Annotated in this window: 16 protein-coding genes; 7 read left to right on the forward strand and 9 right to left on the reverse strand. The window is 39.4% G+C overall.

Annotated elements, in window-relative coordinates; genetic code table 11:
- Window positions 1–149: 149 nt before the first annotated feature.
- From J7I96_RS24900 to J7I96_RS24910, 3 genes are read right to left on the reverse strand one after another with little or no spacing between them, the layout of a single operon-like run.
- Window positions 150–1202, reverse strand: coding sequence for an alpha/beta fold hydrolase (locus J7I96_RS24900; protein ID WP_214923061.1), 1053 nt, complete (start codon window positions 1200–1202; stop codon window positions 150–152).
- The gene (locus J7I96_RS24905) at window positions 1195–1701 is read right to left on the reverse strand and encodes a hypothetical protein (RefSeq protein ID WP_214772724.1); all 507 of its coding nucleotides are present in this window, start codon (window positions 1699–1701) and stop codon (window positions 1195–1197) included. Before J7I96_RS24905 ends, J7I96_RS24900 begins: the two co-directional genes overlap by 8 nt.
- Window positions 1702–1728: 27 nt before the next feature.
- Window positions 1729–2490 carry an SDR family oxidoreductase gene (locus tag J7I96_RS24910; protein WP_214772862.1) on the reverse strand — a complete coding sequence of 254 codons (762 nt, stop codon included), beginning with the start codon at window positions 2488–2490 and terminating at the stop codon, window positions 1729–1731.
- A gap of 399 nt (window positions 2491–2889) precedes the next feature.
- Between J7I96_RS24910 and J7I96_RS24915 the strand changes: the two genes are divergently transcribed.
- Window positions 2890–3339, forward strand: coding sequence for an OsmC family protein (locus tag J7I96_RS24915; protein ID WP_214772722.1), 450 nt, complete (start codon window positions 2890–2892; stop codon window positions 3337–3339).
- A gap of 55 nt (window positions 3340–3394) precedes the next feature.
- On the opposite strand, the gene J7I96_RS24920 is transcribed toward J7I96_RS24915, so the two are convergent.
- A complete protein-coding gene (locus J7I96_RS24920) occupies window positions 3395–3646 on the reverse strand; it encodes a YkuS family protein (RefSeq protein ID WP_214772721.1) in 252 nt (83 codons plus the stop codon).
- Window positions 3647–3744: 98 nt separating this feature from the next.
- Between J7I96_RS24920 and J7I96_RS24925 the strand changes: the two genes are divergently transcribed.
- Window positions 3745–3879 (forward strand): YuzL family protein, encoded by a 135-nt coding sequence (locus tag J7I96_RS24925; RefSeq protein ID WP_095392115.1) that lies wholly within the window; start codon window positions 3745–3747, stop codon window positions 3877–3879.
- A 115-nt stretch (window positions 3880–3994) separates the two neighbouring features.
- On the opposite strand, the gene J7I96_RS24930 is transcribed toward J7I96_RS24925, so the two are convergent.
- A complete protein-coding gene (locus J7I96_RS24930; protein WP_214923062.1) occupies window positions 3995–4159 on the reverse strand; it encodes a hypothetical protein in 165 nt (54 codons plus the stop codon).
- Between the two features lie 95 nt (window positions 4160–4254).
- Between J7I96_RS24930 and J7I96_RS24935 the strand changes: the two genes are divergently transcribed.
- Window positions 4255–4446: a hypothetical protein gene (locus J7I96_RS24935; RefSeq protein ID WP_063576027.1), complete on the forward strand. Its 192-nt coding sequence runs from the start codon at window positions 4255–4257 to the stop codon at window positions 4444–4446.
- A 30-nt stretch (window positions 4447–4476) separates the two neighbouring features.
- Here J7I96_RS24935 and J7I96_RS24940 read toward each other — a convergent pair whose 3' ends face one another.
- From J7I96_RS24940 to J7I96_RS24950, 3 genes are all read right to left on the reverse strand, one after another.
- Window positions 4477–5415 (reverse strand): magnesium transporter CorA family protein, encoded by a 939-nt coding sequence (locus J7I96_RS24940; RefSeq protein WP_214772718.1) that lies wholly within the window; start codon window positions 5413–5415, stop codon window positions 4477–4479.
- Between the two features lie 841 nt (window positions 5416–6256).
- Entirely contained in the window at window positions 6257–6529 is a 273-nt protein-coding gene (locus J7I96_RS24945; RefSeq protein WP_214772716.1) for a hypothetical protein, read from the reverse strand.
- Between the two features lie 62 nt (window positions 6530–6591).
- On the reverse strand, window positions 6592–7671 hold the full coding sequence (locus tag J7I96_RS24950) for a nitric oxide synthase oxygenase (RefSeq protein ID WP_214772861.1): 1080 nt from the start codon (window positions 7669–7671) through the stop codon (window positions 6592–6594).
- A gap of 263 nt (window positions 7672–7934) precedes the next feature.
- On the opposite strand from J7I96_RS24950, the gene catR reads away from it, so the two are divergent.
- Together catR and J7I96_RS24960 are read left to right on the forward strand one after the other, a co-directional pair.
- A complete protein-coding gene (gene catR, locus J7I96_RS24955) occupies window positions 7935–8258 on the forward strand; it encodes a catDE operon transcriptional regulator CatR (protein ID WP_048678030.1) in 324 nt (107 codons plus the stop codon).
- 138 nt (window positions 8259–8396) lie between these two features.
- The gene (locus J7I96_RS24960; protein ID WP_214772715.1) at window positions 8397–9314 is read left to right on the forward strand and encodes an NAD(P)/FAD-dependent oxidoreductase; all 918 of its coding nucleotides are present in this window, start codon (window positions 8397–8399) and stop codon (window positions 9312–9314) included.
- Window positions 9315–9398: 84 nt separating this feature from the next.
- Here the strand turns inward: J7I96_RS24960 and J7I96_RS24965 are convergent, their stop codons facing one another.
- The gene (locus J7I96_RS24965; protein WP_214772714.1) at window positions 9399–9545 is read right to left on the reverse strand and encodes a lmo0937 family membrane protein; all 147 of its coding nucleotides are present in this window, start codon (window positions 9543–9545) and stop codon (window positions 9399–9401) included.
- A 275-nt stretch (window positions 9546–9820) separates the two neighbouring features.
- On the opposite strand from J7I96_RS24965, the gene J7I96_RS24970 reads away from it, so the two are divergent.
- Together J7I96_RS24970 and J7I96_RS24975 are read left to right on the forward strand one after the other, a co-directional pair.
- Entirely contained in the window at window positions 9821–10141 is a 321-nt protein-coding gene (locus J7I96_RS24970; protein WP_214772713.1) for a YckD family protein, read from the forward strand.
- 167 nt (window positions 10142–10308) lie between these two features.
- Window positions 10309–12282, forward strand: coding sequence for a S9 family peptidase (locus tag J7I96_RS24975; protein ID WP_214772712.1), 1974 nt, complete (start codon window positions 10309–10311; stop codon window positions 12280–12282).
- Window positions 12283–12326: the final 44 nt, after the last annotated feature.

The following is a 12326-nucleotide window of genomic DNA, read 5'->3' on the forward strand; positions in this document are numbered from 1 at the left end:
GTTTTCATTTATTTCGCTTTAGTAATCCGGAAATGTTGCAAAAAATTTTAAAAAAATCAATAACGCAAAGCCTATATACTCAACAACCAGCATGATTTTGATACCCTCACTGACGTTCAAAACGTACATTTAACATCCCTCTATTAATCTTATTGAATTGGTGAAGAACGCCCTGGCAGCCATTCCTTCAAATAATATGGGAGTACACCGGAATATTGTTTAGCAGCATGTCCACTTTTCAGTAGGCTATATGTCTTATCCTTACATGTTAAATGCCCCATTACCGGATAAATCATTTCCTGTGGGACCAGTCGATCATACTTACTTGCTATGACCAAAACACTAGCATCAATTTTCGATAGCTTCGCTTTTTTACCCCTTACCTTAAAACTACCATTAACCAAGCTATTTTTTATCAATAAATCCTTGGATATTTGTTTTGCGGCTGCTCCGGATAACGGTACATGCCCATTAGCCCAATCATTGAAGCGGCGCCAATTTTGAACGTATTTCTCATCATCCGCTTGATTCAATAAAGATAAATAAGGTGATATATAGATGGGCGATGTAATTAACCGGATTCCATATTTAACTGCACTGGCCGGTATCGTTTGGTAAATATCTATTGTCTCGTCAAAATCCGCTGTCCCTTCTTTTAACGCTTCCTGCCATTGATCAAAAAATTCCGAGGCACTGAAATCCACCGGGGTCACGGAAAGTATCAAATTCTTGATCGGCTCGTCTGCAATGGCAGCATATATTGCGGCTATTGTACCGCCGAGGCAAAACCCCATGATTGTAATTTCTGATGCTCCAGAGTGACGTAATGCACGCTGCACTCCTTTTTGAATATAATCGACGATATAATCTTCGATAGATATGTCACCATCTTCAAAGCCCGGGCTTCCAAAATCAAGCAAATACACATCAAAACCTTCATTTACAAAAGATTCTATTAAACTATTTCCCGGGGATAAATCAAGAATCAAAGGAGTATTGATTAGTGAATATATAAGAAAAACCGGTACATCATATTTTTTTTGTGCTGAGGGATAAAACCAAAGCGTTGATTTGTTTTTTTTCCACACCGCTATTTTTGGAGTCAGTCCCATTTCAGGCATTGGCTGATTGGGAATATCCAATAAATGTTGCCATTTCGTTTTGGATTCAGATTGATTTTTCGGCTCTTTCCGCTTAGCCATTTGAATTCTCCTGTCCAACTGAATTGAACTCAGGCAACTGTGAGCTTAACAATAAGGAGTTATTTATAAAATCAGATATCCTTTTTTTACTCCCTTCCATTTCATTGGGTGCCAATCTTGATTTCTTTTTGATGCTGCGGGATGAATTGGCATTGCCTTTATTGCGAATTGAAGAATTACCCCCGACATTCCCGCCCCTATTCTCAACAAGTATAGAAACCAATTCTTCCAACCCATCAATTTTTTCTTCGAGTTGGATGACTAATTTCGCTAAACTCGCCACATCTTTTTTTGTTGGATAATTCATGATGATGGACATTCTTTCTGAAGCTTCCTGCAGACTATTTATTCTTGGCACCTGCATTTGCGCATTATCGCTCACTCTTTCGATTAATTCGCGATTATTCAGCAGATTTTGAATTTTATTATTCAGCTGTTGCTCTTTTTGTGTGCCTAGTAATTTAAGTCCTTTATAAAAATTGGATTTTTTTTCCGCCATATATTTCTTCCTTCCTTTCTCTTCCGTTTACACTAGTGCTGATATTCCACCGTCAATGATCAAAATATGACCAACCATATAGTCAGAAGCCTGTGAGGCTAAAAATACGGCGGCACCCTTTAAATCATCTTCATCGCCAAACCTGCCAGCCGGAGTTTTACCTAATATGTCATAGTTAGACTTTTCAAGAATTTTCTTTGTGATTTTAGTCGGGAAAAATCCAGGTGCAATTGCATTGACTTGAATGCCGTATCTAGCAAGTTTAACTCCTAAATCCTTGGTCATTGTAATGATGGCACCCTTACTTGTGTTATAAGCTATCGTGTCCAAAAGCTCTGGAAACGTCCCGCCAAGTCCTGACACCGATGCAATATTTATGATTTTTCCGGAATTTTGCTGCGTCATGACCTTCGCTACAGCCTGTGAAAACAGGAATGTACCCGTAACGTTGACATTCAATACTTTTTCCCACTTGTCCTTGGGAAGATCCAAAAGCGGACCTGACCAAGACGTACCGCTATTATTGACAAGAATATCAATCGTGCCGAATTGAGCAACCGTTTCTTGAACGACATGGTCAATGGCACTCACATCGGTGATATCACATTCAAAGGCAATGGCATTAACACCCATCGATTGCAAGTCTTCACATACTTCCTTACAGACAGGTAGATTTCGTGAAGCAATGACTATATTTGCGCCAGCCTCCCCCAACGCCATGGCGATCTGTTTGCCCAGTCCTCTGCCGCCGCCGGTAATGATAGCCGTTTTATTAGTCAAATCGAACATATTACTCAATGTAGTCAACTTTTCAGCCCTTCCTTAATGAAGTATTATTTATATAAAACCGTCTATATCATTATAGAAAAGCCTATCCAATATTGTGCTTAAAATAGCCTAATGCCTCAGCCTTTTGTTTCATCAACATGTATCTTATATTTATTAAGCATGCTTCTGTTACTAGCAGAAATTGTGCCTACTGGAAACGTAAATCGGCAGGGCGGTAATTTATTTGATCGATTCATAGCTTCGGACAGCGTTGGATTATTCGACCGGTTCGGCATTTCTTCATCCTTCTGGCAGATTTTAAACTCAGCCGAGTGCTGGATTATTTGACTGATTGAGCAAAATCGGATACTTAACCTGTTTTATCGTTTACACTATATAGATTAGTAAGGAGGTAAAAAAATGACGATACATCACTTTCATTTAACTGCGGAGTGGCCTGGCGGCAGAAATGATAGCGGCACGATTCATTCAGGGAATCTTCAAACACAGATAAGTATTCCTACGGAAATGGAAGGACCAGGGATTGGAACTAATCCCGATGAAATGCTGCTTGGAGCGGCATCGACCTGCTATATCATTACCTATGCTGCCATGTTAGAGCGGTCCCATATAGAAAAAGTGAGCTTGACCATGCAATCGGAAGCGTTAGTGGATGTTACGAATGGTGTATTCACCTATAAGAAAATCATTCATCGCCCCGCACTTATATTGGTGCCGGGTACTTCTGAAAAAGTGGTTGAAAAAGCGAGGAGACTTGCTGAAAAAGCCGAAACTTCATGTATGATTTCCAGGGCGATCAAAGGGAATGTAGCGGTGGAATTGATTGCGGCAATTTCCATAGCACAGTAACCTTGAATAAACAGAAAAAGCGCCTAACCCTATATCGGATTAGGCACTTTTTTAACTATTGAATGGTATTCACTTTATTTTCAACCTCACGGCACACTTCATCAGCCGTTAAACCACTTGCCTCAATGATAGACGCTTTTAATGTAGTATCGCTTATACCCATCACATTACTTTCCAAACCTGTCACTACACAACAATCCACGTTTTTTGCGTCAGCTTCCTGTTTAATCTCCACAACATCAAAACCTTTTTCACGAAGTGCTTCCTGAATATTCGTTAATGATTCTTCAACACCGATTCTTGACATCGACACACACCTCCTCTACCTTCTAACCTGTCCTTTTCACCCTCAATATATGTATAGGATGCAAAGGAAATAGGGAAAGTAATATCGAGGTGATAAACATGAATGGAAAAAACAAGAAAGATGCTTCACAAACTCGTTTAGGTTCTTCTCAGGTAGAGGGGCAAGGTACCACAACAAAAGAAACCGGGTCCTTCACTCAACCCTCTTCACTTAAAAAGCAAAAGCGTACCTGATAAAAGAGAATCCTAAATCAACCATCCATGATGCGAAAAAAACGCTTGGTTTATCCGCCAAGCGTTTTCCGCTGCATGATTCTTTTTTGTTTTACTTTTAAATCAGGGACTTCTCTTACATATTTTGCTTTCTGATTTCCTCTTGGATCTTTAGATCATTCAATTGATCTCCATCAATTTTTTTTGAATCCATTTTTCCTTTACCGGCTCCATCTGGGTTTAAATCACTTGCCCTTAAATTATTATTGCGAGATGCTTGCTCGTTCCATTTGGTCATCATGATCTCCTCCTCAGTCCTTTATCCTTCCCAAACCTAAGAATATTCATGAATACACCCCATCATTTCTTGCAAAGATAAAAATGGAGGTGGTTTAATTGGAACCAAACAAACCCGGCAATAAGAATGTACCGGATTTTAAAGAGTTGAACGATCGTATCATCAGAGAAGCATCACAGAGTCCCCGTTTAGTGATTAAAACCAATTTGGATGCAAAGAATGTAAATGATGAGAACCCTTATACAGATCGCATTAACAGTGAAGGATTTTCTGATTTTTTCGAGGAATAAAACAAAACCGGCTTAATAAGCCGGTTATTCTTAAAAATATTTTTTCTTCCAAAAAATGAATGCAGTCGTCCCCGCCAAAGTTATGGCAATTAATAATGTAAAAATGAAAGCAAACCGATTATGTTCAAATGGCAGCTCCACATTCATACCGTAAAAACTTGCCACCATCGTCGGGAGAGTTAATATAATGGTCACTGATGTTAGAAACTTCATGGCATTATTGACATTATTGGAGATGATCGAAGCGAATGCATCCATCATACCGCTAAGAATGGATAGATACACTTCTGCCATTTCGATAGCCTGAGCATTTTCGATGATTACATCCTCAAGCAATTCTTTATCTTCTTCATACATTTTCAAATAATTAAAACGGAGAATCTTATCAAGGACTACACGATTGGATTTCAATGACGTAGTAAAATAAACCAAGCTTTTTTCCAAAGCAAGGAAAGTATATAATTCTTTATTTTTCATGGACTGATGTAATTCACGTTCGGCTTCATTAGTCATCTTGTTAATCTGTTTCAGGTAACGTAAATAATAGGATGAAATCTCGAATAATATTTGTAAAGCAAACCGCGTTTTCTTATTGGTGAAAAAACCTTTGATCTTATTGTTTTTGAAATTAGCCAATATCGGTGTTTCTTTCAGAGATACCGTAATGAAACAGTCTTTGGAAAAGATCATGCCTATGGGAATCGTTTCAAAAATCGGTAAGTCGGCTTCATCCCTTGTCAAATATGGGAAGTCGACAATAATTAAAACATTATCATCCTCTTTTTCGATTCGCGGCCTTTCCTCATCATCCAGTGGATCCTTCATGAAATTGATCGGTAACTTCAAAGTCGAGCATATATAATCTATTTCAGCTTCTGTGGGCGCGACAATGTTCACCCAGGAACCTTTTGTCATTTCCTCGATATTGTTCAGGTGACGGTTATCATCCGTCTTGTAGATTTCAATCATTTTTTGACCTCCTCTTCTATAGAGAAAGCCTTATTTACCTTCTTCGAGCAGATACTCAGGGTGAATAACAGTCTCGACTTCTAGCATCATATTGGCTTCCTCTTGCTTTCTGGGTTCAGGATCATAAGAACTGCTGCTCACTCGTATCCACTTCCTTTCGATTCTTTTATCTTAATCCTTATTCATTTAAAGCACAATAAATAATTTAATACCTTGAAGCTTGTTCAGGATTCATAATTATCTTTTATCAATTGATAAATAAAATGCACTACAAGAAATCGCCTGGGTAGCCCCAAGCGATAGTTAGTAGACAAAAGGGGTTCGGAAAACGTAACTGATGTTACTAAACCAACTGAATCAAAACACACCTTCAACTCCTCGGGTCTGGTTACAATTTTCAGATGTTGATTTCCACTCTGGGCACTCGCTTTCCGTGGCGGTCCGGTAGCCTCCTCGGCGCAAGCCTATGGAGTCTCCCTTTGACGCGCCTTTTTCCGCAGGAGTCTCGTTCCTTACATTCCAATTAACTTTTTTTAAAATGATGGGTCGGAATGGTCTCATCCTGAACCATGATTTTAAAGAAGACCTGCTTATCCTTCATGTTTTTTACTTTTTATATGAAGGAAACTCTCATTAGATTGAAGAAATTTGCGACACTCCTGCCGAAGTACCGGCTAGCCGAGACACCATACGCTTGCTTTGATGGGGCTTGGCAGACAGTCGGCGGAAAAGGAGCGGATTTCTGTAATCAATAAAACTTTTTAATTAAAAAAACTGCAGACAAACTGAACAAGTTTGTCTGCAGTCTACGCTTGGGTACTCCCAAGCGATTCTGATTGCTTTATCCATGCTTTGCATTATTATAATAGTGAACACCGTACATGGCGCCTTCGTCCACCATTTTATTGTCATCGTGATCATATGGATCAGGGTGACCTGCCTTTTCAATTACAGGATCCATCTCTGAAGCCGTTCTATTCCAAAAGCCTACCGTTTTTGCTTTTGCAGTGGACCACATGTCCTTCACTTTTCCTCTGTTCGTTTTATTCGATAAAAATGAGACTCCGGCAACTCCGACTCCTAGTAATACCACGTTTCTTCCTAATGCCATCATTACCTTCCCCCTTATTTATTTGGCTTGCTATATATATACCCGCCGCCAGTTCATGTAAACCTTTATTTATATGGAGGAATTTGATAAAAGAAATTAGGTTTCATTATTTCATTGGTATATGGCTGATGAAAAACATGGGTCGTGGCTGGTGACACCGGTGGAATCAACCATGTCCAATCCCCCGTTACTTTCCGGTCATATGAGGCTTCTTTTTCTTCGAATTTCTTGAATTGCTTAGCTGCTGTATGATGGTCAACAATGCTGACTCCGTGTTTTTTATACGAATGAAGAACTGCTTCATTCAGTTCGATAAGGGCTCGATCTTTCCATAAACTCGAATCACGTTTAATATCCAGGCCCATCCTCTCCCCGATTGCCGGCAGCATATTGTAGCGTTCTTCATCAGCAAGATTCCTCGCACCGATTTCCGTTCCCATGTACCACCCATTAAATGGTGCAGCTGAATATGTAATACCGCCAATTTCCAGCCTCATACCAGATATGATTGGAACTGCATACCATTTTAGTTGAAGATCTTCGAACCATGTCAGTTCAGGATGGGTGATTTGAACCTCTTTAACGAGGCTTTCAGGTATATCATGAAAACTAGGGGTTTTTCCGTCCATTTGGACTACAAGGGGTAAAATATCGAAAGGTCCGAATTTTCCTTCCCACCCTAATGCCATACATCGCTTGGTGAATTCGATTGAACTTGAATCGCCGATTACACCATGTTCCGTCTGATATCCTGCATAACGAATAAGCTGGTGATTCCAAATATCCACTTTTCGATCATGATCTTTCTGTTTGAAAATTGTAATCACAGGTCGGATATTCCCATTATTCGTAGCATATTCGATATGCTCGAAGAGGGCCGATACCATTTGTTCTTCGCTTTGAATCATCCTTTTATCTATCACCCTAAGTGATTCCCAAAAAAAGCGTCCAATGCAACGATTGCTATTCCGCCAAGCTAATTTAGCACCATAAACCAATTCTTCATAAGTATGTTCATATCTGCCTGTTTCATTTATTTCCATTTTAATTTGTTCGACCCTGCCATTTATGTCCTCTTCCGTTTTCAATAATTCCGGATAACTTGTCCTGATAAAGGATACGGCCTCTTGCAGTAACTCACTCATCTTTCCCACGGATCCTTCCATTTGCAAAACTTTGACTTCAATATTAAAATAACATATTTTTCATGGTATCTCTAAACAACACATTTTTTAAAAGCGCACTTTTTTTAAAATGTGGCAATTCCGAGGCGGAATCCTTTTCATGATACTAAAAGTAAGCTCATGAATTTCTTATACTATAACATCTCAAGTAACTAAATAATTTTCGGTAAAGTTGTTACATATGAGGTAAATGCATTATAATATATTAATAATGAGGTGATATGATGAATAATACGACACTTTGTCCACGATTTGAAAAAGGAATGCAAATCTTGAGTAAACGCTGGACTGGATTGATTGTCAATCAATTACTTAATGGCCCTCAACGGTTTTGTAATATTGAATCTGCATTCCCGATAAGCGGCAGGATTCTTTCTGAACGTTTAAAGGACTTGGAAATTGAAGGTATTGTTAAAAGGGACGTATATCCAGAGACACCGGTCAGGATTGAATATTCTTTAACTGAAAAAGGCAAGGCCCTTGCACCGGTTATGAACGAAATCCAAAATTGGGCACAAGAATGGCTCGAACCAATACAGAATCAATGATATAGGCTAAAGATAAGGGAGGAAGATCTGCCAGATGCGGACTTCCTCCTTTTTTTGTTTAAGCTCCAGCGACTAGTGGTATATTTTTTACAGATAGAATAACACTAGGTTTATTCCAAATATATGGGCGGTGAATTCATGAAACAAGCAGATTGCATTATTATTGGTGGAGGTATAGCCGGGATTCAGGCAGCCATCCAGCTAGGAAGATATAAACATGATATTATCGTCATTGATTCTGCTCAAGGCCGATCTTCCATTGCCAAGGCATACCATAACCTTCTTGGGTGGCCAGACGGGGTTAGCGGCAAACAATTAAGGACGCTTGGCAGACAGCACGCTGAAAAATTCGGTGTCGAATTCACGGATGATACAGTGACATCTCTAGAAAAAAGGCAGGACAAGTTTTTTATCAAAACTAAAAATGACAGGGAATATCAAGCAAGAATGATTTTTCTGGGTACTGGCATTACCGATAACATTCCTCCAATCAAAAACATCTATTCAACTCTTGGGACATCCACATATATATGTCCTGACTGTGATGGGTATGAGATCATGGATAAGCAAACCGTTGTTCTTGGTGGCGGAAATACGGGTGCAGGCATGGCACTTACTCTATTATATTGGTCAAAAGATATCATTTATGTAAACCATTTGAAATCTAAAATTGATGATGAGTATAGAGATAAGTTAGCGGCAAATCACATTCCCGTAATTGAAGAGGAAGTTTGTGAGGTTCATGTCAATCCCAATCAGGAGTTAACGGGCATACAATTAGTATCTGGTAAAATTATCAGAGCTGAAAAGGCATTCACGGCGTTTAAAGGGAACAAACTTAATAATGACCTAGCCTTACAATTAGGTGTGCAAGTCAATGAAAACAATCATGTCGTGGTTCATCCCCGAACTAAAGAAACGAATATTAAAGGAGTCTGGGCAGGCGGCGACCTCGTTGCCCATTCCGAACAAGTCACCATTTCCATGGGAGATGGCACCCAGTCAGCGATATGGATTCATAAGAGGCTGTTAGGCCATCCACTTCCTTATGATTGACAGTTTACTGAATTAAAAGGCGGCCTGTTCACCAGGCCGCCTTTTACATTGGTATTTAATCCAAGTCAGTCATTCAATACACATCTACATTCGATTCCTTCCCTTAAAAACCTTGACCAAAATGAGAATGACCGCGATGATAAGCAAGATATGTATAAAGCCTGCAGCCACTTTAAAGACTAAACCAAGAACCCATAATAATATTATTATACCAATAATCGTCCAAATCATGATAATCCCCCTTTCTCCCCTATTAAAGGACTTTTTATTAATAAGAAGTTACAACAAAATTTCCACTTACATTTAAATTACCCATATCCTTCTCTAACAAACCTCCCCCTTATTTTTTACATAAAACTGTAAATGCTGTAAATGATAATAAAGAAATAAGGAATCTTCCATATTGATATTCATTCACCATCAGGAAGGGACTTTCAGGTTTTTAAAGGTTCTACAGTTCTTCAATTAGACAGAAAAAATCATTAAAAAGAAGGAGTCGTTCATTCATGAAAAAGTTTTTCTTCATCTGTTTAACAGCTTGTTCCCTATTCTTAGTCACCCTTAATCATCCGGCTGCACAGGAAATTAAAGCAAAGACTGAAAGTGTACAATTCACTGATGCTCAAAAATCGGAAATCGCTAAGATCCAAAAACAAATACTCGCAGACAAAAAGATATTGATTGAAAAATATGTTGAGTATGGCGCGCTTTCGAAAGAAGAAGCCGATAAAATGGTTTCACATTTTGAAAAACATTATAAAATGATGGAAGAACATAATTTCCAAATACCGCCGCACCGTCCGCATACAGGACATATGCATAAGTAATTGTAAGCTTTTCCCATATCTCCAGATAATCCGACCTGATAAACAGGCCGGATTATTTTCATTTCTTTCGTCCTTGATAAATAAACATGACGCGTTTACCATTTACTAAAGGATTTTATTTCTCTTTAGCGAAATACATAACTATGAGAAATGAAAGGGTGAAAAGGATGAACAAAATAGGTATAACAGCAAGAGACTTATTTCACTTGAAATCAGTGACCGATCCAAAGCTATCACCGGATGGCAGCATGGCGGTTTATGTCCAAACCAGAATAGATGAAAAAACGGAAAAATACATTTCCAATTTGTTTATGTTCAGCCTGATTACGAATGAAACAAAGCAATGGACGTTTGGGGATAATCGCGATACATCACCAGCCTGGTCCCCCGACGGCAAGCATATCGCCTTTATATCAGATAGATCAGGAAAAAAACAAGTCCACATTATCGGGAGCATTGGCGGGGAAGCTCGCCAGCTCACCCATTTCGTTAACGGCACGTCAAAGCCTATTTGGTCCCCTTGTTCCACCAAGTTACTGCTTTCTACCGGGTTAAAGGAAGGCGAAAACCTTAATACGGTCAAGGAAAATGATCTATCCAAAGATGTTAATAGGTATGACCGGATCAAGTATAAATGGGATGGGAGAGGCTATTTTGATCAGTTATATCAGCAGCTTGTAATAGCGGACATTTTTAAGGGAGACTTCACATTGCTGACGGAAAGCAATATTGATCATATTCCGAATGCGTGGTCTCCAGACGGACAGCGTATTGCCTTCATAAGCGGGGATGCAGAAAGAAGTGATGATGAACTTTTTTCAGATATTTTCATCATGGATCTTGATACGAAATCTTTAGAGAAAATTACGGATAGTACAGGTTTCTTTAGAGATCCTAAATGGTCTCCAAATGGCGAATATTTATCTTTCATTGGCCATAATAAAGAATTTGCCGGTGCCACCTTTTCAAATATCTGGTTATATTCCATCATGGACCAAACGACTCAGTGTTTGACCGACGGATGGGACGTGCAAATTGGAGATTCCGCAATAGGGGATTTCCAAATCGGAGCCGTCGACCCAGGTATTTTGTGGACAAACGATAGTCAAGGCTTTTACTTTTTAATAAGTGATTATGGAAATACCGGAGTATATTATGGGTCCATTGAAGGAGCTATGTATCCATCAATCCTTGACCCGCAGCATATATACGGACTGACTATAGATCCCGAAAGCCACCGTGCTGTCGTTGCAATCAGTACACCTGTTCATCCTGGCGATCTCTTTGCTTATAACCTTACCAATGGTGATAAGGAACAAATCAGTTTTGTTAATGAGGATTTTTTGAAGGATAAACATTTGTCCATGGCTGAACCCATTACTTTTCCATCAGTCGATGGGCTTACCATTCACGGCTGGATCATGAGACCGAACGGTTTTAATGATAGTCAAAAATATCCGCTCATTTTAGAAATCCATGGCGGACCGCATATGATGTATGCAAATACCTATGTTCATGAATTCCAGACCTTGGCTAATGAAGGGTATACTGTATTGTTCACTAACCCACGAGGGAGTATAGGATATGGCCAGGACTTCGTAAACGCCTGCCGTGGCGACTATGGAGGCATGGATTATAGCGACTTAATGGCTGGAGTCGATCACGTTCTAGCTACGTATGATTTTATAGACGATGAAGATTTAGGGGTATCCGGAGGAAGTTATGGAGGATTCATGGTAAATTGGATCATCGGACACACCAACCGCTTCAAGGCGGCTGTGTCTCAGCGTTGTATCAGTAACTGGCTAAGTTTTTATGGGGTCAGCGACATTGGCTATTACTTTACAGAGTGGGAAGTTGGCGGCGATATCATTAACTCTGCTGAAAAACTATGGCAGCACTCTCCATTAAAATATGTTTCCAATGTGGATACCCCTTTACTTTTACTTCACGGAGAAAAGGACTTCCGCTGTCCCATTGAACAGAGCGAGCAATTTTTTGTCGCTTTAAAACGGCAAAATAAAGAAGCGGTACTTGTGTCATTCCCAAATGAAACTCATGAGGTATCGCGAAGCGGTTCTCCAAAAATGCGGCTGCAACATGTTGAAGAAATCAAGGGCTGGTTCAATAAGTATCTTTAAAAACCAAAACTCTGTTAGCCATAGCTAACAGAGTTTTGGTTTTT

The organism is Bacillus sp. ISL-78, from assembly GCF_018613455.1.
Classification (GTDB): Bacteria; Bacillota; Bacilli; order Bacillales; family DSM-1321; genus Peribacillus; species Peribacillus frigoritolerans.